Below are 25993 nucleotides of genomic sequence, written 5' to 3' on the forward strand. Positions count from 1 at the left end.
GATGAAAAAGATTACATTGATTGCAGCAGTATTGTTAGGAAGTATGACAATTGCACACGCACAAAAAGGAAAATTAGTAGAAACGCCAAAACTATCTGAGAAAGTTGGAGAAACACCAATCAAAAAAGGAAATTGGATTGTAGGGGGAGCTTTAGGATCTACTGGATACAGTTTTGAAGATGAGAGTTTTAATATTAATATTTCGCCAAGAGCTGGATACTTCATCTCAGACGGAATTGCGGTTGGACTTGAATTAGGTACGGGGTTTACTACGCATAAAAAGCCAATGAAAAACGAATGGAGTTACAAAGTAATGCCTTTCGTTCGTTACTATTTCCCAGAAGGAGCGAGTGAAACAGGTCGTTTCTTTGGACAAGGTGGAGTTGGTATTTCTGGAACTGATGGAGCTACAAGTGATACGTCATTTGCCTTTGCAATCAATGCTGGGTATTCTCACTTTGTAAGTCGCAATGTTGCTTTAGAAGCAATTGCAGGGTACAACTACAGTAAATCAAACCAAGCAAACGCTACCGCTCAAAATGGATTAGGTATTGCCTTTGGTTTCCAAATTTTCTTAGGAAAATAAGAAGTAGAAATTAGATTTTAATAGCATAAAGGGTATTTCAGCAATGGAATACCCTTATCTGTTATGGGTTATCAGTTATGGGGTATCAGTTATGGGGTATCAGTTATGGTTATCGGTTATGGGTTATGGGTTATCAGTTATCAGTTATGGGTTATCAGTTATGGGTTATCAGTTATGGATTAATCTGATTTAAGGATACATATATTCTTTAATCGATAATCTGGCAAAAAAACAACTTGCGAAAAAACAAAAAAGCAAATCTAAAGGGTTATCGGTTATGGGTTATGGGTTATCAGTTATGGGTTATGGATTAATCTGATTTAAGGATACATATATTCTTTAATCGATAATCTGGCAAAAAAACAACTTGCGAAAAAACAAAAAAGCAAATCTAAAGGGTTATCAGTTATGGGTTATCAGTAGAAAGATTATTTGTTCTTTTTTAAACGGAGATCTCACCCTCTCACCCTCTCATCATCTCATCCTCATATCCTCTCATCCTCTCATCCTCTCATCCTCTCATCATCTCATCCTCTCATCATCTCATCATCTCATCATCTCATCCTCTCATCATCTCACCCTCTCATCATCTCATCAACTCATCGCCTCACCAACTCACCGCCTCATCAACTCACCAAACAACCACTAATCCGTACATTCCATTAACAACAAATCTCCACTTTCGTAGGTGATATTTACAATTCCATCTTCGCTCACACTATTACTAGAGCCGGTTCGTCGACCTAGTTCTAACTCTTCATTTTGCAGCGGATAATTCAAATTAGAAGTCGTAATTCCACCCGCTTTTCCAACGGGAATTAACGACAAAATAGTATCCTTAGTATACCACTTCTTGTAGGTATGTGGCAAGCGGAAAATTTTGGAGTAATCATCGAGGATCACTATTTTCATGCTATCTCGATACTTAACTAAGGTCGTAATATTTGTAAAAGTATGATCGGCTCTTTTACCCGTAGCCCAAACTACATTGGCTGCTTTTATTCCTTTGGTTAATAAGAAATTTAACGCTTTTTCTAAATCGGTTGTTTCTTGATCAGGACTGTGCACAATTTCCAGCGGAAATTGTTTGGTTAAATATACGTTTGGATCGAATTCTCGGTCAAAATCTCCAATCAATACATCTACTTTGATATTCAGTTCGATAACGCGTTCAATCGCTTGGTCTAATACAACAATATAAGGCGACCATTCTAACAATTGATCTAATAAGTCTTGACTACAGGCTGCCCCATTGGCAATAATTAACGCAGGTTCTTGATCATCTCGAACGATGTGATGTGAGGACATAAATTATTTCTTGTAATTTGAACGAACAAAGTAAAACAATAAATCCTACTAACGGTCTTTTTTTAGGACGAAATAATAGATAAAACACAAAATAACTTTATCTTTGAAGCTATTATAACAAGTAGTAAGAAATGGATTTAACACAAGAAAAATGGTGGGAACAATATCAAAAGGATAGCAATGCTGTTATTTTAGATGTTCGCACAGATGAAGAGGTAGAAGAAGTAGCAATTCCCAATGCCATGAATATTGATATCTATAAAGGACAAGGATTTTTAGATGCAGTAGAGCAATTGGATAAAACGAAGAATTATTACGTATACTGTAAAGCAGGAGGTAGAAGTAACCAAGCGTGTATGTTGATGAACCAATTAGGGTTTGAAAATACCTTTAATTTACTTGGAGGAATTACGGAATGGGAAGGTCCAACCGTATAGAAAGTCAACTTATGTTGACTTTTTTGTTACAATAAAAATAAAATACAAATCATTCGTGTATTTGTATCAATCCCTTACTGTCTTTATTCTATGACTCATATTCATTTTATTGTTAATCCCATCTCAGGAAAAGGGAAGCACAATATTACAGAAGAACACATAAAAAAATTTTTCCCCAGCGAAAAATACCATGTTGTAGTGCATTTAACAACGCATAAAAAACACGCCATTCAATTGACGCAATTAGCGCTCAATCAAGGTGCAACAATCATTGTTGCTTGTGGTGGAGATGGTACGATTCACGAAGTAGCAACTGAATTGGTGCACAAAGAAGTGCTTTTTGGTGTGGTACCCGTTGGCTCAGGAAATGGATTAGCCTCTAATCTAGCGATTCCCAAAGATATTGATAAGGCATTTGAGGTGATTCGAAGAGAATCTGTGATTGCGATGGATGTTGGTGTCTTAAATGGAGCGTATTTTTTTAGTAATATGGGATTTGGGATTGATGCTAGTATTATTGAGCAGTATGAAAAATCAGGCAAGCGAAAATTGGGATCCTATATTCGAGCAGCCTTGAATTCGGCTCAACACTATCAAGCCAAGCAAATGCGCGTTACGTATAATGGTATCACAAAAGAAGTAAATCCTTTGTTGCTGTTTATCTCGAATTCGAATGAAATGGGGTACAACATGAGTTTAACGCCTAAAGCCAGTTTGACGGATGGATTGTTAGATTATTTAATGGTACCTAAAATAGGTATCTTAAAACAATTGACCTTCGGGTTATATGTTTTACTGAAAAAAACAGAAAAATTTAGGCGAACTGATTATGTGCAAACGACAAAAATTGAGGTTGAAATTAGCAACAGCCCAAAAAATGGAGCACAAATTGATGGCGAATATTACGAATTTAATACCAATCATTTCGTAATTGAGGTTGCACAAAAAAGCTTAAAAGTTATTTGTTAGGACAAAAATGGTTTTTTTATAATAAAAACAACACTTGATCGTGTAAAGAGTTATTTTAGAAAGTGTACATTTGTACATCGTATATAAACATCAAAAAGTTAAAAAAAATATGAATTCATTTGACGTAGTTGTAATTGGTTCAGGGCCTGGGGGATATGTAGCAGCAATCCGTTGTGCCCAATTAGGTTTTAAAACTGCAATCGTAGAAAAATATGCAACATTAGGTGGAACTTGCTTAAACGTTGGTTGTATCCCATCTAAAGCTTTATTAGCTTCTTCTCATATGGTGGAAGAAATGAAACACTTTGCAGAACACGGTATCGAAATCGCTGGAGATGTAAAAGTGGATTTAGCTAAAATGATTGAGCGCAAACAAGCAGTTGTAGACCAAACTTGTTCAGGAGTTAAATTCTTAATGGACAAGAATAGTATTACAGTATTCGAAGGAGTTGGATCATTTGAAAATGCAACTACAATTAATGTGACTAAAAACGATGGGTCGGTAGAACAATTTGAAGCAAAACACACCATTATTGCTACAGGTTCTAAACCGTCAACTTTGCCATTTATCCAATTAGATAAAGAGCGTATTATTACTTCAACAGAAGGGTTAAAACTTCCAGAAGTACCAAAACACTTAATCATCATTGGTGGAGGGGTAATCGGATTAGAATTAGGTCAAGTTTATTTGAGATTAGGAGCACAAGTTTCGGTTGTAGAATTTGCTGATCGTATCCTTCCTACTATGGATGGTGCAGTGTCTAAAGAATTGACAAAAGTATTAAAGAAACAAGGGATGAAGTTTTATACGTCTCACAAAGTACAAGGTGTTGTACGTGAGGGAGATGTAGTGAAAGTTTCTGCAGAAAATAAAAAAGGAGAAATCATCACATTAGAAGGTGATTATACGCTAGTAGCCGTAGGTCGTCGTCCTTATACAGACGGATTAAATGCTGAAAAAGCAGGAGTAAAAGTGACTGAAAGAGGTCAAATCGAAGTAAATGATCACTTGCAAACGACAGCTTCTAATATTTATGCTATTGGTGACGTTGTTCGTGGAGCAATGTTGGCACATAAAGCGGAAGAAGAAGGTGTTTTAGTTGCTGAATATTTAGCAGGTCAAAGACCACACATCAACTACAACTTGATTCCAGGTGTAGTTTATACTTGGCCAGAAGTTGCGGCTGTTGGTAAAACAGAAGAGCAATTAAAAGCAGAAGGTGTTGCTTATAAAGTTGGAAGTTTCCCTTTCAGAGCCTTAGGACGTTCTCGTGCTAGTGGTGATTTGGATGGATTAGTGAAAATTCTCGCGGATCAAACTACGGATGAGGTTTTAGGTATCCATATGGTAGGTGCTCGCGCTGCTGATTTAATCGCAGAAGCAGTAACTGCTATGGAATTCAGAGCTTCAGCTGAAGATATTGCAAGAATGTCTCACGCGCACCCAACATTTGCAGAAGCAATCAAAGAAGCAGCGTTAGCAGCTACAGAGAATCGCGCATTACACGTATAGTTTAAATTAAAATATGTTAAAAAAAGAGTCTAAATGTCTATTTAGACTCTTTTTTTGTTGCCGTCAAACAAAAAAGAATATATTTGTTTTCTTAATTAATAAAACCAAAGCGAAATGAAAAAGATATTAGCTGTACTATTTGTAGGTATTGCATTTGCTTCTTGTTCAAGTGATGACAATAAATCGAATAGCAATGATCCCGTTTTTTCTCAACCTTATACGGAGTTAAAGAGTTTAGATGAATTAGCTGTTGGGAAGTATACTTATGTAGGAAATAAAATTGGAGATCGAAATGTTGGTTTAGTAAATGAGTCTACGCAATGTAAAAATAATGACTATTTATATGTACATAGAAATGGTGCAGTGCTCGATTCTATAACATACAATAACTATCGTAGGGATATTATTGACAATGAAGAACAGTGTATTAGTATATTCAAATTTCCTCGTTTAATGGATAATAATGTATTAAAAAAGGTGGGAATACTTGAAACAAGAATTCAAGATGGTTATTTACAAGAAATTCCTAGAACTACCTCAGAGGATGAAGACGGGAAGGGAGAGGTACTTGGAGAAGGTGAAGTTCCTGGAGAAGGTGAAGCACCAGAAGAAGAAGAAGTGAACAAAGAATATAAACGCAAAATGCACTATAGTGGAAATTTAGAAATAGGTTTTCAAGCGGGATATCTCAGAATTGAAGATCGTTTATCTGATTATACTCGTACGAAAGGTGAAAAAGTTTATTTGTACTTTAAAAAGAATTAAAAGATATAAAGCTTCTATTTTGATAGAAGCTTTTTTTTATTGACTAAATTTTCCAGATTGTTTTTATAACTTTGTGTTTTAATATAGAACGTAGCTTATGGATATAAAGACACTGATTCATCACAACCTAGATGAATTGTTGTATTTAGCGGATAAAAAAGGAGTCTTAAATACAGATTTGGTGGTGAAAGTTGGAGCCTATGTTGGTGCAGCGGTACTAAGAGGGCGTTATGCAGACAAAAAGGAAGTTACCCAAGAGGAAATCAATGGTGTTTTTGGAATTGTGGGTGATTTTTGTAAAACAAGCTTTGGGCGAAGTTATACAAAGGTTCACTTCAAAAAAATGACAGCACTCGCTTTGGAACTGCTACAAGAAACTACATTCGATGCAGATGTAGAAGCTTTTATAAAAGATTTACAAGGTTAAATGTAAAAAAATAGAATAAAGAAGGAATGAGAGCGCAGCTTTTATTCCTTTTTTTTGTACAATACTCTTATTTTAGACAGAAGGTATACCAAAAAAAGTTAAATCCTTGATTGTCGAGTAAATAAAAAAGAGGAAAGAGTAGTTGAGGTGTTAAACACTTGCTATATTTTCCACAATGCAATATCTTGTGCCTTTCGATGGATACTTAATACTAAACCCTCATTTTCAAGATGAATCGAATGATTAAATTACAACAACTTAGCCTCGGTGTTTTTATGCTGACTGCTACTTTGGGTTATGGACAAAAAAAACCATTAGATCACAGTGTGTATGATCGTTGGGAAAACATTGCAATGAAACAGCTTTCCAATGACGGACAAGCAATTATCTATCAAGTGGTTCCTCAAGAAGGAGATAAGGATTTGGTAATTAATAGGTTGAGTGATAATAAAAGCCAAACTTTTAATCGTGGTGAAAAAGCTGTTTTTACTTCTGATTCGAGATATGCTATTTTTTCAATTCGCCCCTTTTACAGTGATGTAAAGGCTGTGAAAAATAAAAAGAAGAAAGAAGATGAAATTGCAAAAGACTCTTTGGGTATTTTCAACCTTTTTACACAAGAAATAGTAAAAATTCCGAGTGTCAAGTCTTTTAAAATACCATTAAAAGGAAGTAATACACTTGCTTATTTACTTGAGAAAGAAAAGGATACAACCAAAGCAAAAGGCACTAAAATAGCTAAAAAAGCAGATAAGAACGAGCCTTTGGATTTAGTTGTGTTCAATTTGCAGACGAAAACAGAACGTCGTATTTCCAATGTAACGGATTACTTCTTTGATGAAAAGGGGAATTACTTAGTGTATGTAACAACCGATCCGAACAAAAAGAAGAAAAAGGAAACAGAAGATAAAGGAGAGGCCGTTCAAGATTCGGTTCCTTCAATACAAGAAACGAAAATTGCGGAACAAGCGTATGGTGTTTATGCCCTGAACCTGGAAACAAACAAAGAATCGGTTGTGTTTAAGGGAGAAGGTACATTTTCTCAATTTAACTTCGATAAAGAGGGGAAACAGATGGTTTTTACTTATACAAAGGACGAAGAAAAGGTATTGGTAAAAACGTATGCTATTTATCAGGCTCAATTGCCTAAAGAAGCAAAACTACTTCTTGCGGATAAAATAAAAGGAATGCCTAAAAATTGGGTGGTTTCAGAAAATTATACGCCTCAATTTAGTAAAAATGGAAAAAGATTATACTTCGGAATAGCACCGCAGTCTATTGCGAAGGATACCACCTTAATCGCTGATGATCACGCCATAGTTGATGTTTGGCATTATAAAGAAGATTATTTACAGCCTCAGCAACTCGTTAATCTTGATAAAGACCTGAAGAAATCGTATTTAGCTACTGTAGATTTAGCTAAGCGAAACGCAATTGTTGCATTAGCTGATGAAACATCAAATTACACTTCTCTGGTAGATGAGGGAGATGCAACTATTGTATTTCAAGCTTCTGATTATGGAAGACGAGTAGAGAAACAATGGGATATCTCGGGGGTAACTTCGTATTATATTGTCGATGTTCGCACAGGTGCACGCAAAGAGATTATCAAAGATTTACCCGGAAGAGCGTCTATATCTCCTAAAGGAACTGCTGTAGTATATTACAACAGTCAAGAGGCAAATTGGTATGTGTATGAAGTAAAAACTGGAGTTAGAAAACAATTGAATAAAGGCGTATCTGTATCTTTTGCTGAAGAAGAATTTGATATGCCCGATCTTCCTTCTGCATATGGAATAAAAGGTTGGACAGATAACGATGAATCTGTGTTGATTGGCGATCGATATGATGTATGGGAGTTTTACCTGAAAGGAAATAAAGCCGCTCGCATGATTACCAATGGATATGGGCGTCAACATAATCTTACGTTTGATTTACTGCAGCTAGATGAAGAAAAAAAATCATTCGATAGAAATGAAAAAGTGATTGCAGCTGTATTTGATAATCAAACCAAAGACGCAGGGTATTTTTACGTAAATTTAAAAACAGGAGAGAATCCAACGAAAATTATAGTTGAAAATTACGGTGGATTTACCTCCTTGTCTAAAGCAAAAAATGCTTCAATATACGCCGTTACGAAAGGGAATTTTTTACATTCAAATGATTTATATGTAGGAGCGCAATTGAATCAAATGACGCAGCTTAGTCAATTGAATCCACAACAGGAAGAATACAACTGGGGAACTAATGAATTAGTGCATTGGACTACCCCTAATGGATATGAAGCGACGGGAGTTTTATTTAAACCAGAAGATTTTGATGCAACTAAAAAATACCCAATGATTGTGTATTTTTATGAGAAATTATCGGATAACCTAAATCGATACGAAGCACCAGCACCCACTCCTTCTCGTTTAAATATTCCTTATTTTGTGAGTAATGGGTATTTGGTTTTTACACCAGATATTAGCTATACAGACGGTTACCCAGGAAAAGCTGCTGAAGAATTTATTAATTCTGGCGTGGAGTTTCTGAAGCAAAACACTTGGGTCAATGGAAGTAAAATTGGAATTCAAGGACAAAGTTGGGGAGGTTATCAAGTGACGCATTTAGTCACAGTAACTGATCAGTATGCTGCTGCTTGGGCTGGAGCTCCAGTGGCGAACATGACTTCTGCTTATGGTGGAATTCGCTGGGGAACGGGAATGAGTCGTCAGTTTCAGTATGAGAAAACCCAAAGTAGAATTGGAAAAACACTTTGGGAAGGATATGATTTGTACATTGAAAATTCGCCATTATTTAAAGTGCCTGCTATTACAACGCCTTTGGTTATTATGCACAATGACAATGATGGAGCTGTGCCTTGGTACCAGGGGATTGAGATGTTTATGGCAATGCGTCGTTTAGAGAAACCAGTGTGGATGTTAAACTACAATGGAGATGAGCATAACCTAATGAAACGTCAAAACAGAAAAGATATCCAAATTCGTCAACAACAGTTTTTCGACTATTATCTGAAAGATGCACAAGCGCCTGTTTGGATGGTGAAAGGAGTTCCTGCTGTTTTAAAAGGAAAAAATTGGGGATTTGAGCTGACGGAAGAAAAAGTCAACTAAGCAATTCAAATCAACAAAACAAAAGGTCTAAAAGGATTCATCTTTTTAGACCTTTTGTTGTATAAAATATTGCGGTTAGCCAAAAAATAGTCGAGGTGTACTTGGTGTACATACATACTTATCTGTACATTTGTTACAAGAAGATGATCTTATTTTTTAGGTTGGAGGACCTCGTGTAAGCTATGAAAAAAATGATTTTAGGGATACTGCTCCTGTTTTGTATCTCCTGTGTAAATACCTCCTCTAACACTCAGTCTAAGCTTTCCTTTTACTATTGGAAAACAACATTTGCTTTGGACCAGGTGGAAAGAGAAACACTAGATAATCTTGCTGTGAGCAAGTTGTATATTCGCTATTTCGATATCGGGTTAAAAAATGGAACAGCCGTTCCTATTACACCTATTGTTTTTAAGGATGCCGTTCCGCTACTTGAGGTTGTTCCTGTTATTTATATCAAAAACGAAGTGGTGCTCAGCGAGCAATTAGACGTAAAAAAGCTAGCTGATCAATTGGTCGATTTTGTGTTGCAAATTAATGAGCATAACAATATTGATAGTCAGGAAATTCAAATTGATTGTGATTGGACTGTAAACAGTAAAGAGCGTTTCTTTGCTTTAATTGATCAATTACACAAGGAAACAGAGATGAAAATATCGGCTACTATTCGGCTGCATCAAGTTAAATTTGCATCGAAAACAGGAATTCCCAATGTAGATCGAGGCGTGTTGATGTATTATAATATGGGACGTATAGCCGCTGATTCTCTAAACTCTATTTACGATCGTCAAATTGCACAAAAATACTTGGGCGGATTGCGTGATTATCCCCTTCATTTGGACTATGCATTACCCATTTACTCTTGGGTCGTACACAGCAGAGAAAATCAAGTAATTCGACTAATTAGTCGCTTAAGAGAAGGTGATTTAAAACAACAAGAAAATATAAAACAGCTGGGAAAACACCAATTTGTCGTTACACAAGAAATGGAAGCTTTTGGTTTTGTTTTTCAACCCGGTGATTTACTTAAAGTAGAACGTGTTTCTGCTGAACAAATACAAGAAATGACAGACGATTTGTATCGAGCTAGTGGTACATGTCCCAACGAAATAATTTTATACGACTTAAATTCAAAAAACATCAATTCCTATGATCAAGAAATCTTTAAAGAAATGGTACGTTGTAAGTAGCCTTGCCGCATTGTTAGGCTCGGGTATCTATACGTATGGTTGTGCCGATGGCTGGTGGAGTTATTCTAGTATTTCCAATTTTACGCCAGAAGCCTTTGCGGATGAATCTTATAAACCCCTATTTTTTGCGCCATACGATCGTTTTTACAATGGAGGTTATATGGATAATAGTTCAATGTTTAACGAGGACATCGTCAATGAATGGACCGCTTATCTGCAAGGAAAATTAGAAGCTGCAGAAGTGAAGAAATACTTGCTATCCAGCCGAGAAAATGGAGGGGAAATAGATCAGTTATATGCCAATTTAAAAGGGAAAAAGAAAACAACCTGGAACTTAAAAGACGAGCGAATTCAAAACTTTGTTTCGTTCTTGTATTATGCAAAAGCCATAGAAAATTATTCAAACGATAGTTATAGTTATTGGGATTATGAGTCGTATGTGGCTAATTTAATGGAAGAAAGCCAAGCAGATAAAATAGAAAAAGTGTTCAAAAACCTGAAAAGTAAGGATACTTTTTACACCAATAGAATGTGGTTTCAAGTATTAAAAGCAAAATTCTATTCAACAAATCGAGAGAGTGTTATTGCTTTTTTTAATGAAAGTGCAAATAAACAACCCAAGAACACCTTGTACTATAGAGGATTGGGATATGTAGCGGGTGCTTACTATCAAGCGGGAGATTTTAAACAATCCAATGCCCTGTATGCCGAAGTGTTTAATGGCAATGCATCTTTGCGTCAAATAGCGCTGTATAATTACAAGCCGATGGAGACTTCAAACGCAAAGCAAGTGGCAGCGAACCTTTCGTCTAAAGAAATTCAAGCAGCACTTTGGGCCATGCAAGGATATTATACCAACTCCATTGATGCATTAAAGGAAATTATGGCTGTGGACAGCAAAAGTCCACATGCGAATTTCTTATTGACCCGTTGGGTAAATCAACAAGAAGCCGCTGTGCTCAAATTTAGAGAAGAATCCTTTCAAAGCAGTAAAGAATACTTCGCAAGCTTAAAGAAAACGATTGATCAACCGGGGTTAGCCTGGATTACACAAATAGCCAAGCAACCTGAAAAAGTAGATAATCCCGCATTGTGGCTTTTGGCAAGTGGATATTTAGCTATTTTTCAAGGGGATTATACAGAAGCGGAAACAGCCTTGGCAAAAGCGAAAAAAGAAGCCAATGGAAATGTTTTAATCGAAAATCAGATTCGCTTGTTTGGATTGATTAATCGCGTTTCTCAAATCAAGAAAATGGATGCCAAGGCAGAAGAGGCTATTGTAAGTGATATGCAATGGATATACCATGATATTATGCCACAGGCCACTTGGGAAGATCCTTTTCGTTATGATTATGCATTGCATTGGGTACGCCAATATCTAGCCGCTATTTATGCAGAACAAGGAAATAAGGTGATGAGCGAAATTGTGTTTACCAACTTAGATTTTTACGGGAGTGTTGACAATACCATAAAAATGGAGAAATTTTTGTTAACCACCAAAAAAACTAAATTCGAACAGTTAATGGTGGATAAATATGAATTTAACTTAAGTGATATTTACGAAAGAAGAGCCATTAACTTATTCTATCAAGATAAAATAGAACAAGCAATTGTTGAAATGAAAAAAGCTGAACCTATAACAGCTGAATACGCCTATAATGGAGAATCTTATGTAAAAACCTATAAGAATACTGAGTTGTTGGGAAATCCATTTAATGGAAAAATTCAAGATTGTAATGACTGTGATCATATGGCAAAACAATCGGTCAAATACACCAAGTTGAGTTTCTTGGAAAAAATGAAAGAAATGCAGGATAAAATTACCAAAGGTGAAGAGGTATACAATAATGCATTATTAATAGGAAATGCTTTTTACAATGCAACGTACTATGGAAATGCACGTGTATTCTACTACAATGCCTTAGTGAATGAGTATGGCAATTTTATTTCTCCTTCAGAGCGCAAGTATTTACTCAATATGGAGCTGGCGAAGAAGTATTACAGCATCGCTAAAAAGGCCGCTACAACAAATGAACAGAGAGCAAAAATGGCCTACTTAGAAGCAAAAGTGGAACGCAATGAATTTTATGCAAAACAATACCAAAACAAAGATTACTACTGGGGAGCAGGATGGGATGATCCAATGTTTAAAAAATGGAAGGGATTCCACGAATTAGCAACCTTATATAGCGATACAAAATATTACCAAGAGGTAATGAACGAATGTGGTTATTTTAGAACCTACTTAGAGAAAAATGAGAAGTAAAAAAAAATCCAGAAAGTAATTTCTGGATTTTTTTATTTGTAAATTTTACTTAAACCTAGGTCAATCGATTAATTGCAAACAATATTCATCGATGTAAGGCTAAAATTTCTTAAAAATGCTTCTGGTGCATTTTCTAGTTTTTCTAATTGATGCTTAGATAAAACAAAGTTAGAAATAACCCAACTTTTCGTATCATACAGCATAATTAAAAGCTCCTCTTGTAATTGTTGAGAAGAAAGTTGAGCCATGTTTTGTTGTTTCTGCTCAATTCCTTGTTGATTGAAAAATAATTTTTTCATTTTCGACTACTTTTTAAGAACGACAATCAAATTTTGTAAGGGGCTTTGATAGAATTAAATTGTAAGTGTTGTTTTGTTGTTGTAAAATTACTAAAAATAATTTTATTTTTAACTTAAAAGCGTTAAAAAATGTATTTTTTTTCTTTTTGTTTGAAGAAAATCATTTCATCCTTGATGATGACTGCGTTGTCTAGTCGTTTAATTTTTGAAATAAAAACAGCCTTTCTTTGTCTTTTTTAATTTTGTGTTTCAATGGTATGATTGTTTTTTGAGCAATAAAAAAGAAAAAACAACCAGTGAGAGGAATTGTTGTTTTTTTTCTGATGTAAGATTTAGAATTCACACTAGCGGTGAAAAATTCGTGATTTGTATCCTGAAATGCAGGATGTTTTTGTTATTTTTGAGTAAAAATATAAGACTTTGAAGAAACTACTTGTTAAAATAAGTAAAATAGTGGGTTGGATTGTGTTTTCAATCCTCGTTTTACTGATACTTTTAATCGTATTAGTGCAAATACCGTCTATTCAAAACGCAATAAAAGACAAAGCAATATCTTTTGTTGAAAGTAAAATTGGAACGCCTGTTCAATTGGATCGAATAACTATTTCCTTTCCTAAAGAAATAGTAATCAAAGGCTTATATCTAGAATCTCAAGAACAAGATACTTTAGTTTATGTCAATCACCTCGGGGTTGACATTGGTTTATGGGGACTGTTAAACAGCCAGGTCAACGTGAATGCGATTGACTTAAATGGATTAACGGCAAATGTTCAACGGGATACTTTGCAGCGCTTTAATTTCGATTATATTATAGATGCCTTTGCATCAGAAGACGAAAAAGAAGATACCCCATCTGCGATGACGATTTCCGTAGGTCAAATTAATCTGAGTAATGTGGCAGTCAAGTATGACGATCAATATGATGGACACCATGTTGATTTTAAACTCAATCAGTTTGTTACGCGATTTAGAGATTTTAATCTTGATGAAATGAGATTTGCACTGCCTGTTGTTTCTTCTGATGGACTAAATTTAGTGTACCACAAGGAAAAACCATGGGGAATTCGAGAAGATCTGCCTCAAGAAGAAGCTACAAAGGTTGAGGAAATACCCGCAAAACCAATTGATTTAAGTGTGGGAGTCGTTGAACTAACACAGACAAAAATTGACTACCAAAGTATTGAGGATTATATACAAGCCTTTTTGTCTATAGCGGATTTTAAAATAGCCCTGAATAAGCTAAATATCGAAAAACAACAAATTGATATTGAAGATATCTTATTGAACAAAACAAGCGCTGAAGTTCGATTTTTACCTCGAAAAGTAATTACTGAAACTTCAGTAGCCAAAAGTGATAGCTTACCTGCAGAAACACAAGGAAATATAGGTTGGAATCTCGCGATTCAAAACTTGGGGATTAAGGACTTTAATGCGAAATACGACGATGAAAACCACAAGCGATTAACAGAAGGCTTGGATGCTAATCACATCGGTATAAAAGCGTTAAATTTTAGCCTTAAAGACTTTCAATATACTGATGCGGGACTCAATGGAAATTTACAACAGTTTTCTTTTAAAGAACAAAGTGGTTTTACCTTAGATAACGTAAAAGCGTATTTTCAATATGGCCAACAAGCATCTTTTGTCAAGAATTTAAGCATAGAAACACCTAATACGCAGTTTAATACGACGGCCGTTTTCAATTACAGAAGTTTAGATAAATTAAAAGACGAATTAGGACAACTTTCAACGGATATTGTCATTTCAAATTCTCATCTCGGTTTAAAAGATGCCTATTTGTTGATGCCTGATGTTTTTAAAGCCAATGGCCTGACTAAATTAAGCCAGGAAAAAATAGACGTAGCGCTTATAGCCAAAGGAGTAGTCAGTGATTTGAATATCGAAAAGTTATATGTGAATATGCTGGGATCTACCTTCCTAAATGCAGAGGGAAAAGTTAAAAATCTCCCCGAGGTAGCCAAAGCATCGATAGATATTACAATCAAAGATTTTCAAACAACAGCTAAAGATCTGCGTTTAATCGCTCCTCCTAAGGCGTTACCTGAAAATATCGAAATTCCCGCTTTAATTCGTTTTACGGGAAAAGTCAAAGGGACGCAACAAGATTTAGTGAGTACATTTAAACTAAAAACAAGCTTAGGAACTATCGACTTTGATGGAGCGTTTAATCAACGAGTAAAGAACAAAGAGAAGTATCGTGCGAATTTTACGATTGATAAATTAAATGTAGGTCGTCTAATTAAAAATGATTCGATTGGTATATTGAGTTTACAAGCAAAAATTGAAGGTGTTGGTTTTGAGCCAGCAAAGGCACAAGCAAATGCTTTTATTAAATTAGATAAGGCAGAGTATAATGGCTATACCTATAAAGATATTCAGTTGGATGGACATCTAGCGAATGGTCATTATGCAGTGACTACCCACAATGCGGATCCCAATTTGGATTTCGATTTAGAAGCCGCCGGAACATGGACAGATACAGCATTAAGTCTGCAGCTACTTGCTGATTTAAAGAAGATCGATTTGTATGAGTTGCGTTTAAATGAAGAACCTTCTACTGTTTCAGGACGCGTGGAGGTAGCAATGGCTAATATCTTGCCAGATAGTTTGGTGGGAACAGCAAAAATTAGCGATTTGAGTTTTAATGCCCTAAGTCGTTCGTTTAAATTGCAACCCATTCAGTTCGTAGCAGAAGCAGAAGCTTCGCATCGCAAGATGAATCTAAGTTCTCAAGTCTTAGATTTTGAGATGGAAGGTGATTATCTCTTGACTCAATTAGGAGATGCTATTACACAGACAATCAATACCTACTATAAAATTAGTACAGAAGATAAAAAAGAAAAGGAAAAGGAAAAAAAGAGTCAAAAGCAACAAGCTTTCACGTATCAATTGCTTATTAAAAACGATCCTATCTTCCAAAAAATAGCACCAGAATTAAAGGAAATACAACCGATTGTGCTAGGGGGTGTCTATAGACAACTAGACGATTACCTCACGTTAAATGGTGAAATTCCAGCTTTAGAATATGGAGATCTAACGATTGAAGCCATTACATTAAACGTACAGCCAAAACAATCCACTTTGGATTACAAATTGGCAATTAAGAGTATTTCAAATGCCTCTTTTGGTATTAGGCGAATGGTGTTGGATGGATTTGCCAAGGATAATAAATTGGATTTCAATTTTAAATTGTTGGATAAACAAGATAAAATTTGCTACTTAATCGGTGCGGAACTTCTTGCAATAAACGAACAACAACAGTTTAGAATTAAAGAAGGTGGTTTTGTTTTAGATTATGCCCCATGGACGGTAAATCCAACGAACAGTATTGTTTTTGGTGCAAAAGGACTTTATGCAAAAGACTTTGAACTGGGGTATCAAAAAAGCCTCATTCGATTAGCTTCAGCAGAAGAAAAGATGAATAGCCCATTGGTAGTAAACTTCGATAATTTTAGTATTGAATCTATTACGAAGATGATCCAGAAGGATAAATTGCTAGCAGCAGGTACAATTAACGGAGAAATTAGCTTGAAGGATTTATCTTCTGATTTTCGATTTGTTTCGGATATTGATATTTCCAACTTGGCAGTTTATGAAATTGGATTAGGTAATTTGCATATTGGTGTTTCCAACCAATCTTTAAGTCAATATGCCGCTAATATTGTTTTAGAAGGGAAGGAAAATAAAATCAGATTATTTGGTTTAACTGATGTGGATCAACAAACTTTAGATTTGAAGTTAGCGATAGATAAATTCCAATTAGCTGCATTGGAACACTTTAGTATGGGGAATTTGAGTCATACACAAGGAGATTTATCAGGGCAATTAACTTTAGGTGGAAAATATGATAAGCCTACTATTTTGGGTGGTATTGATTTTAATGCAATCGGATTTCACGTTAACCCTATTAATGCAGATTTTAAAGATATCAATGAAAAAATAGCTTTTACAGCTCGTGGTATCGAATTAGATAAATTTAGTGTAACGGATGCAGATGGTAATTTGTTGGTTATTGACGGACAAATCCTTACCCAAACATACGCCGATTTTAAATTCAACTTGGATGTTAAAGCAGTTGATTTTAAAGCAGTAAATTCAACGGTCAAAGACAATGATATGTATTATGGAACACTGCTTTTTGACTCAAACCTCAAAATAAGAGGAGATCTGAATACACCGAAAGTAAACGGGCAAATCAGCATCGGAAAAAAGACTGATTTTACAATGGTTATGCCACAAGAAGATCCTTCTATTGCAGATCGAGAAGGCATAGTTGAGTTTATTGATGAAGAGAGTTTAAGGCAAACAGAGCTGTTAAAATACCAAGACGATTTCAACCAATCTACGTTGAAAGGGATGGATGTTTCTGTATCGATTATCGTAGATAAAGAAGCGACTTTTACTATGATTATGGATAAGAGTAGTGGGGATAAGGTCGTGCTAAAAGGAGAAGGCGATATCGTTGGAGGAATTGACCCTTCAGGAAAAGTTTCTCTAACAGGACGCTATGAATTTTCAGAGGGATCTTATGATTTGTCTTTTAACTTCATAAAAAGAAAGTTCCTAGTCGAAAAAGGAAGTTCTATTACATTTGCTGGTGATCCAACGGATGCAATCCTCAATTTAACCGCTATTTATGAAACAAAAACGGCGCCAATTGATTTGTTGCAAAATCAATTGGCAGCACTTTCTCCAACGCAACAGAATATGTATAAGCAACAATTGCCTTTCCAAGCCTTGTTAATGATGAAAGGGGAATTGTTGAAACCAGAAATTACTTTTGATATCCGATTGAAAGAAGGGGTTACTAGTGCGTCAGGAGATGTGATTTCCAATACTAAGTCCAGATTAGAACAGATTAGAGCAAATGAATCAGAACTAAATAAACAAGTATTTGCCCTGTTGTTGTTGAACCATTTTATTGGTGATAACCCTTTTGAAAGTAGTATGGGAGGATTAAGTGCCGGAACGATGGCGCGCCAAAGTGTAAACCGATTATTATCCGATCAATTGAATAACCTCGCAAGCAACTTGATTCAGGGAGTAGAGTTAAATTTCAACTTAGAATCAACGGAAGATTTTTCTTCAGGGACTAAAGAAAATAGAACTGATTTGAATATCGCTGTATCTAAACGCTTGTTTTCTGATCGTTTGAAAGTAACGGTGGGAAGTAGCTTTGAGGTTGAAGGAAATCAACGACAAAATGAACAAGCAACGAATATTGCAGGTGATATTGAATTAGAATATGCGTTATCTAAAGACGGGCGTTATCTAATGCGTGTGTATCGTAAAAATCAATATGAAGTGGCACTTCAAGGACAAGTAGTAGAAACAGGATTAGGTTTTATTATCACAATGAGTTATGAGCATTTTAGAGAATTGTTTGAACGCTCTAAAGACAAAAGACAATTGAAAAAACAGATAAGAGATGAAGCTAAAAAAGAACAATAGTATTCTATTATGGACTATAACTGGAATTGCAGGCTTCTTTCTAAGTTCATGTAGTTCTACCAAATACATTCCGGAAGGCGAAGCCCTTTATACCAAAGGTATCGTGGAAATAGAAGGAACGGAATTGGGCAAATCCAAGAAGAAAGAGATAGAAGAGGCGCTGGAAGTACTTTTACGCCCAGAACCCAACAGTTCTTTTTTAGGGTTTCGCCCCAAATTGTTTTTCCATAATTTAGGAGGAGACCCCGCTAAAACAAGCAAGGTAAGACGATGGATGCGAAATTCTTTGGGTGAACCTCCTGTGCTTTTCAGTCAAGTGGATTTGGAACACAATCAAGCTATTTTGGTCAATAGAATGGAAAATGATGGATACTTCAATGTTCGCGTACAACCTGATACATTGACAATAAATGAAAAGAAAAAAGCCGCACAATATACCATTAATCCAGGTGCCCAATTTACCATTAATGAAGTAACCTTCTTGAACGATTCTACACCGCTGCAACAAACTATTTATGAGGCAGGAAATAGATGGACGCGACTGAAAAAGGACAAACCATACAATTTAGAACAGATCAAAGAGGAACGCGTTCGCTTTGATAATTACGTAAAAAATAAAGGTTATTTTTATTTTAGCCCTAATAATCTATTGGTACAAGTAGATAGTGCAGTGGGCAATCACAAGGTCAATTTGTTTGTCAAAGTAAAAGAAGATACACCCGAAATGGCAAAGAAAGCGTATACCATTAATAAAGTGTATATTTTCTCCGATTATTCTTTGGCTGATACAGATATTAAACGCGATATACAGACAGCACAATCATATAAGGGATTTGAAATTGTAGACCCCAAAAATAAGTTCAAATCGCGCATTTATGATCGTACCGTTTATTTGGAAGAAGGAGAACTCTACAATAGAAATGACCATAACTTATCACTAAATCGATTGGTGAATTTAGGTGTTTTTAAATATGTGAAAAATCAGTTTGAATTAGCTGACTCCATAACAAATAAATTAGATGTTTATTATTTCCTTACCCCTGATAGTCCCAAATCAATTCGTTTGGAATTGTTAGGGAAAACGAATTCCGCCAGTTATAATGGAGCAGAATTGAATGTAAACTGGAGCCATAAGAACTTTTTGAAAGGAGCAGAGCTATTCTCAGTATCTGCTTATGGTGGAGCAGATTTTCAGATGTCGTCAAAAAACAAAGGGTACAATGTATATAAAGGAGGTTTGGAAGCTAGTTTAACCTGGCCACGCTTAATTGCACCAGGAAACTTTCATTCTTCTAGTGGTTATATTCCGCGAACACGAGCCATGATAGGAGGAGAATACTTAGAAAGAAGCCAGTTGTATTCACTCATTTCTTTTAAAGGATCATGGGGATATTTGTGGAAAGAGAATGTCAGAAAAGAACATCAATTTAATGCCTTAGAAGTAAATTACGTTACTCCTCAGAATATCACAGATTTATATCGTGAAACAGCAACAGGTAACCCTTCGTTGGAACGCGTACTAGACAAACAGTTGATTTTTGGCCCTACGTATACCTATACGTATACCAATACAATGAATAAGTATAAGAAAAACACCATCTATTACCGAGGAGGTTTGGATTTTTCTGGAAATATTACGGGATTATTCATGGGAGCTGATGTTGAAAAAGATAAAGAAAAAGCAATTTTAGGTGTGCCGTTTAGTCAATATGTGAAAACAGAACACGATTTTAGGCATTATTTAAAGTTGGGTAAAACCGCACAATTAGTAAGTCGTATTCACGCTGGAATCGGATATGCTTATGGAAATTCAACAAACTTACCTTATACCAAACAGTTTTATGTGGGAGGCTCTAATAGTATCCGAGCCTTTAGAGCGCGAACTTTAGGACCAGGTAATTTTGACCCAAATTCATTTGAAGCTAAGTTTATTCCGGATCAATCAGGAGATATGTTATTGGAATTCAATTTTGAATATCGAAAAAAATTAGTGAGTATTATTCATGGAGCACTCTTTGTAGATGGTGGAAATATCTGGAATTTGAATGAAGTATCCGATCGACCAGGAGGAAAGATATCAGGTGATTTTTACAAAGAAATTGCACTAGGTGCAGGTGCGGGACTCCGATTTGATATTACGTTTTTGGTTGTTCGTTTTGATTTTGCCTTTCCTCTTCGAGTACCTTATAATGAACCAGGTGAACGTTGGGTCGTAAAAGATATTAATTTTGGAAACGGAAAATGGAGAAAAGACAACCTGATGTTTAATCTTGCAATTGGGTATCCATTCTAATGTTTGGGGAATATCTACACACTTTGTGACAGCAATCTTAAAAAAAAGGGAGTTAACTGACAAATGCAAATAATCTTAAGTGATTGATAAATAATAAATTATTTAATTTGAGCAGAAAATTGTATTTTTGGCACGCTTTTTTCTATATACTATAACGTAAGGTGTTATACAAAAAAACAAATGAGTTGAGTTATCAACTTTAATTGCTAGAAAAAGAAAATTAAGTGTTTGTTTTAAAGAAATTTTATTACCAAACGAGGTAATAGGTTAGATCGTTAGTAAGGTGAAGAAGAGAAATCTTCAGGTAAATAGGGGGCTTAGGCTCCCTTTTACTGTTATAGGAGGTTAAAGTTTTAATACTTGTTAGTTTCTCCAAAATAATTATATTAAATTTGTCTTTAGCCCAAAAATAAGACGGATAAAAATATGAGTCATAAAGTTCTTGTTATAGACGATGATGTACCATTTTGCGAAATGTTGAAAGCCTTTTTGACAAAAAAAGGTTTTGCTGTTGTGAATGCCTTTAATTCTTTAGATGCAAAAAAAGCAATAGACGATACTTGTTATGATATTGTATTGACAGATGTCAGACTTCCGGATAGTGATGGAATCGAGTTATTAAAATATATTAAAGAGAAATGTATTTCTTCTCAAGTCATTCTAATGACAGGGTATACTGAAATCAAAACTGCTGTGAATGCTATGAAATTGGGAGCTTTTGATTATGTGGCTAAACCCATTAACCCAGACGAAATTGTTTTGACCATAAAACAAGCCCTTGATAAAAAAAACAAAGGAGATGAAAAGGTTAAACGCGAAACATCGAAATCAACGTCAAGCGATGTAAATATTGGAGAAGTAGCCTTAGAAGAATATGTAAAAGGGGAAAGTAAAGTATCTTCACAATTACAAGAATATATCGAATTAGTCGCACCAACGAATATGTCAGTACTGATTATTGGTGATAGTGGGACAGGTAAAGAAAATATAGCCCATTCTATACACTTATTGAGTAAGAGAAGTAAAAAGCCTTATGTCGCTGTAGATTGTGGCGCAATTCCAAAAGATTTAGCTTCTAGTGAGTTCTTCGGACATATTAAAGGATCTTTTACAGGAGCTGTTACGGATAAAATTGGGCATTTCGAAGCAGCTAACGGGGGAACCATTTTCTTAGATGAGGTTGGTAACTTGTCATATGAAGTCCAAATTCAATTGCTACGCGCTTTACAAGAAAGAAAGGTAAAACCAGTAGGAAGTAGTACGGAGATAGATGTGGATATTCGCGTAATTGCAGCAACAAATGAAGATTTGCCTAAAGCGGTAAGAGATGGAGAATTTAGAGAGGATCTGTATCACCGTCTAAATGAATTTGGGATTGTAGCTCCTCGATTAACGGATAGGGGAAGTGATGTACTTTCGTTTGCAAGACATTTTTTAAAACATTCTAACCAAGAATTAGAAAAAAATGTCAAAGGTTATTCCAGTGAAGTAGAACGTATTTTCTTGACGTATGATTGGCCAGGAAACTTGCGCGAAATGAAAAATATCATCAAGCGTTCGGTGTTGTTGACAAAAGGAGATTATATCGAAAAAGAAGTTTTACCAGATGAAATGTTCGCCCCTAAACCTCTTGTTTCAGATAGTCAAAATGAAGAAGAAAGAGATTTAAAATTGTTCTCTTCTCGAAATGAAGAACAAGCCATACGCACCGCTCTAGAGAAGGTGAAATTCAATAAAACCAAAGCAGCTCAGCTATTGGGTATTGATCGGAAAACACTCTATAATAAAATGAAACTTTATAACATAGAATTGTAATGTAACTATAAGTAAAAAGGCATCTAAAATTAAATTAGATGCCTTTTTTGTAAAACAATTTTATGTAGTAAAGTAAAATTCAATCTTATCTTGTTACTTCTTCAATCAAATAGAAAATCGATTGAAAACGCTGATTGCTATGTGCGGTTAAACCAATTTCGCAAGTTCTACTTGTTGAATACCCCCCTGAACAGGTCGTCGGTATTTGCTGTGTGATGTTTTTTGTACCATGTTGATTTAATTCTGGAAAAGTAAATCCACGGTCTCCAGCAAAACCACAACAATTGCTATCAATATAGTTTACTTTTTTAGCACATTGTTTAGCAATATCTACTAATTTTTTTTCTAAACCTAATTTTTTCACAGAACAAACGGGGAAAATTGTTATTTCATCTCGCATTTTTGTAATTGATAAGGATGGAAGAACAAAATCTAATACAAATTCAATAGGATCGTAAAATGGAACAATACTTTGATCATGCTGATCGTGAAAGGTATAGTAACAAGGGCTCATATCAAATAAAACAGGGTATTTTCCTTGCTCTGAGGCTATTACTAATGCTTCCTCTAAGGCCGTAGATTTTTGAAGACCTTCATCATGAAATCCCTTACTGCTAAATGGCATTCCACAGCATAAGTTGGTTACATTTTCGGGGTAGATGACTTCGTATCGAGCCCGATGTAAAAGGAGTACAATTAAATCTTTGAGGTCTAAATCCTGTTTTGTATAATCTTTTGATTTTCCCATTGTGCGATTGATACAAGAAGGAAAATAAACAACTTTATGGTCGTTGTGTTCAGTTAAGGGCAAGGGCTTTATCGCTGTTTTAGTTCCAGTTGGCATGGCTGTATTCCACTGGGGGAGTTTATTGTTACTCCAAGCTCTCATTTTCGTAGACAAACGAAGCATGATGCGATCACCTAAGGTATTTTGAAAAAATCGAACAAATTTTAAACTATAACGGCCTAATTGGGTAATGCGATTGAGATGTGCTGCAAAATAGAGCGCGTCTTGATGATTTTTAACGGTTAAGTGATTCGATCGCCAACTTTTGACATATTTGCCCGTGTCAATTTTAACCGGACAAGCCACTGCACACAACCCATCGGTAGCACAAGTATCATCTACGTAGTACTTTGCTTGTTTGCGAAGGTGTTCTAATAACTTTGGGTTTTCGTGTGTTTGTGCTAAGTGAGCAATCTCCCTTCCAACTACTATACGTTGACGCGGTGATAATGTCAATCCCTCCGATACGCAATGAGATTCACAAAATCCACATTCAATGCATGTATCTATAATAGGATGGGTTGCAGGTGTCGATTTTAGGTTTTCTAAGTGAATAGTGGGATTGGCGTTGATCATTACCCCCGGATTGATGACGTGATGCGGGTCAAATATATGCTTAATTCGAAGCATGAAAGAATAAGCCTGTTCTCCCCATTCTCTTTCAACAAAAGGAGCCATATTGCGTCCTGTACCATGCTCCGCTTTCAAAGAACCATCAAATTGCACCACCACCAAATGAACAAGATCATCCATTAAATTAGCATAGCGCTGAATAGAAGATTTCGAGCTAAAGTCTTGAGAAAAAACCAAGTGTAAATTACCCTCTAAAGCATGTCCAAATAAGACCGCATCGTCATAATGATACTGAGCAAATAGTTGTTGTAGGGCCAAACTTGCCTCTGCTAATCGATCTAAAGGAAAGGCAACATCCTCAATAATACACGTTGTTCCTGTGGCTCTTAATGCTCCAGTAGTTGGTAATAAACCATTGCGCGCTTTCCAATTAAAGGCATATTCTTTTGGATCTGAAGTAAAGATAAAAGGAGCTAGAGTGGAAATGGAAGCCATGGCCTGACGAATTTCCTCCTCTTTTTGCATGAGTTCGTGCGTATCATTAGCTTGTATTTCTACAAGTAATAAACAAGCCGATTCTGGCAAGGTTTTAAAATAATCCGGAGCCTGAGGTTCGTCTTCAATCGAGCGAATGCTATTGCGGTCTAATAGCTCGACAGCGGCAACAGGGCTCTTTTTTAAATAGGGAACTGCTTGGCAAGCTGCTGTAATAGAGTCGAAAACAAGCAAGCTACATGCCTTTTTTTGATAGTTCACAACAGTGTGATAGGTAATGGTCGATATAAAGGCAAGTGTTCCTTCCGAACCAATCATCAAGTGTTTGAGGATGTCAAATGGATCTTGATAATCGATAAATGCATTTAGACTGTATCCTGTTGTATTTTTAATTTTATACTTGCGTTTGATTCGCTCGTATAATACGGTATCTTGTTGTATTTCTTGGTGAATTGCTAGAATTTCAGCTAGAATTTCTGGGTGTTTAATTTCAAATGCATGGCGACTGACAGCATCTGCAGTGTCCAAGACTGTACCATCGTAAAAAACAAGGCGTATATCAGCAACAGTGTTATAGGAGTTTTGCGCTGTTCCACAACACATTCCACTCGCATTGTTAGCGGCAATTCCACCAATCATAGCTGCGTTAATTGAACCTGGATCGGGGCCGATTTTACGACCATAAGGAGCAAGTAGAATATTTGCTCTTCCTCCAATGATACCCGGTTGAAAAGTAGCGCGTAACCCTTTGTTGTCAATACTGTATTCTTTCCAATGATGCGTAGCAATTAACAGGATAGAATCTGTTATCGCTTGTCCAGATAAACTCGTCCCTGCCGCTCGATAGGTAATGGGTAACTTTTTTTGATGAGCCAATGCAATTACACCGATGGCTTCTGCTTCATTTCTTACTTCAACAACGACTTGAGGAGTTAATCGATAAAAACTCGCATCCGTCCCATAAGCAAGAGTCTGTAAGGGATCTGTAATAATTTGTTGTGGAGGAAGGTGTTTTTCCAATTCACGAGTAAAAGAAGCGTAACTCTCCGATAGCATAACAGTGATTTTTTGTTTTGGTAGCAGAAAGTTACAACAAAAAAGGGAAAGGGGAAATCGTAACGAAGTGAAAATCGAAACGAAGTGGAGATTCATCGAATACCAAAATAAAATATAAACCGAATGAGATAAAGAGGAAATCGGTAGTTTTTTCTAAAATAAGATGGTTTGTTCTTTCATCGAATAAATTTTCAAAAAGCAAAAAAGCAAAAAAGCAAAAAAGCGAAAATACAAATTGGAGATTCATCGAATACCAAAATAAAATATAAACTGAATGAGATAAAGAGGAAATCGGAAATCGGTGTTTTTTTCTAAAATAAGATGGTTTGTTCTTTCATCGAATAAATTCTCAAAAAGCAAAAAAGCAAAAAAGCAAAAATACAAATTGGAGATTCATCGAATACCAAAATAAAATATAAATCGAATGAGATAAAGAGGAAATCGGTGTTTTTTTCTAAAATAAGATGGTTTGTTCTTTGATCGAATAAATTTTCAAAAAGCAAAAAAGCGAAAAAGCGAAAATACAAATTGGAGATTCATCGAATACCAAAATAAAATATAAACCGAATGAGATAAAGAGGAGGGGATTTTTACAAAAAAGTGAAGAAATATAAAATTAATGAAAACAT

Annotated in this window: 15 protein-coding genes; 12 read left to right on the top strand and 3 right to left on the bottom strand. The window is 35.6% G+C overall.

Annotated features, from left to right (window positions below):
• Position 1: 1 nt before the first annotated feature.
• Complete coding sequence (locus FBR08_RS12425; protein WP_158963010.1) at positions 2 to 586, top strand: outer membrane beta-barrel protein; 585 nt, start codon at positions 2 to 4, stop codon at positions 584 to 586.
• Positions 587 to 1231: 645 nt separating this feature from the next.
• Here FBR08_RS12425 and FBR08_RS12430 read toward each other — a convergent pair.
• Complete coding sequence (locus tag FBR08_RS12430; RefSeq protein WP_158963011.1) at positions 1232 to 1894, bottom strand: thiamine diphosphokinase; 663 nt, start codon at positions 1892 to 1894, stop codon at positions 1232 to 1234.
• A gap of 131 nt (positions 1895 to 2025) precedes the next feature.
• On the opposite strand from FBR08_RS12430, the gene FBR08_RS12435 reads away from it, so the two are divergent.
• From FBR08_RS12435 to FBR08_RS12470, 8 genes are all read left to right on the top strand, one after another.
• A complete protein-coding gene (locus FBR08_RS12435; RefSeq protein WP_158963012.1) occupies positions 2026 to 2331 on the top strand; it encodes a rhodanese-like domain-containing protein in 306 nt (101 codons plus the stop codon).
• Positions 2332 to 2421: 90 nt separating this feature from the next.
• Positions 2422 to 3300 carry a diacylglycerol/lipid kinase family protein gene (locus tag FBR08_RS12440; protein WP_158963013.1) on the top strand — a complete coding sequence of 293 codons (879 nt, stop codon included), beginning with the start codon at positions 2422 to 2424 and terminating at the stop codon, positions 3298 to 3300.
• Between the two features lie 109 nt (positions 3301 to 3409).
• Entirely contained in the window at positions 3410 to 4813 is a 1404-nt protein-coding gene (gene lpdA / locus FBR08_RS12445) for a dihydrolipoyl dehydrogenase (RefSeq protein WP_158963014.1), read from the top strand.
• Positions 4814 to 4927: 114 nt separating this feature from the next.
• Entirely contained in the window at positions 4928 to 5578 is a 651-nt protein-coding gene (locus tag FBR08_RS12450; RefSeq protein ID WP_158963015.1) for a hypothetical protein, read from the top strand.
• 97 nt (positions 5579 to 5675) lie between these two features.
• Positions 5676 to 6005 carry a hypothetical protein gene (locus FBR08_RS12455; protein WP_158963016.1) on the top strand — a complete coding sequence of 110 codons (330 nt, stop codon included), beginning with the start codon at positions 5676 to 5678 and terminating at the stop codon, positions 6003 to 6005.
• A gap of 239 nt (positions 6006 to 6244) precedes the next feature.
• A complete protein-coding gene (locus tag FBR08_RS12460; protein ID WP_158963017.1) occupies positions 6245 to 9121 on the top strand; it encodes an alpha/beta hydrolase family protein in 2877 nt (958 codons plus the stop codon).
• Positions 9122 to 9303: 182 nt separating this feature from the next.
• A complete protein-coding gene (locus FBR08_RS12465) occupies positions 9304 to 10308 on the top strand; it encodes a hypothetical protein (protein WP_158963018.1) in 1005 nt (334 codons plus the stop codon).
• The gene (locus FBR08_RS12470; RefSeq protein ID WP_158963019.1) at positions 10268 to 12574 is read left to right on the top strand and encodes a hypothetical protein; all 2307 of its coding nucleotides are present in this window, start codon (positions 10268 to 10270) and stop codon (positions 12572 to 12574) included. Before FBR08_RS12465 ends, FBR08_RS12470 begins: the two co-directional genes overlap by 41 nt.
• A gap of 68 nt (positions 12575 to 12642) precedes the next feature.
• Here FBR08_RS12470 and FBR08_RS12475 read toward each other — a convergent pair whose 3' ends face one another.
• Positions 12643 to 12873 (bottom strand): hypothetical protein, encoded by a 231-nt coding sequence (locus FBR08_RS12475; RefSeq protein WP_158963020.1) that lies wholly within the window; start codon positions 12871 to 12873, stop codon positions 12643 to 12645.
• A gap of 420 nt (positions 12874 to 13293) precedes the next feature.
• Here FBR08_RS12475 and FBR08_RS12480 point away from each other — a divergent pair, with 420 nt between their 5' ends.
• The 3 genes from FBR08_RS12480 to FBR08_RS12490 all read left to right on the top strand — a co-directional run bounded on the left by FBR08_RS12480 (position 13294) and on the right by FBR08_RS12490 (position 22453).
• Entirely contained in the window at positions 13294 to 18345 is a 5052-nt protein-coding gene (locus tag FBR08_RS12480) for a translocation/assembly module TamB (protein WP_158963021.1), read from the top strand.
• Complete coding sequence (gene tamL / locus FBR08_RS12485) at positions 18323 to 20638, top strand: translocation and assembly module lipoprotein TamL (RefSeq protein ID WP_158963022.1); 2316 nt, start codon at positions 18323 to 18325, stop codon at positions 20636 to 20638. The genes FBR08_RS12480 and tamL overlap by 23 nt, the downstream gene beginning before the upstream one ends.
• Positions 20639 to 21064: 426 nt before the next feature.
• The gene (locus tag FBR08_RS12490) at positions 21065 to 22453 is read left to right on the top strand and encodes a sigma-54-dependent transcriptional regulator (protein WP_158963023.1); all 1389 of its coding nucleotides are present in this window, start codon (positions 21065 to 21067) and stop codon (positions 22451 to 22453) included.
• Between the two features lie 85 nt (positions 22454 to 22538).
• Here FBR08_RS12490 and FBR08_RS12495 read toward each other — a convergent pair whose 3' ends face one another.
• On the bottom strand, positions 22539 to 25364 hold the full coding sequence (locus FBR08_RS12495; protein ID WP_158963024.1) for an FAD-binding and (Fe-S)-binding domain-containing protein: 2826 nt from the start codon (positions 25362 to 25364) through the stop codon (positions 22539 to 22541).
• Between the last annotated feature and the right edge of the window lie 629 nt (positions 25365 to 25993).

It is taken from the genome of Myroides fluvii, assembly GCF_009792295.1.
In the GTDB taxonomy this organism is placed as follows: Bacteria; Bacteroidota; Bacteroidia; order Flavobacteriales; family Flavobacteriaceae; genus Flavobacterium; species Flavobacterium fluvii_A.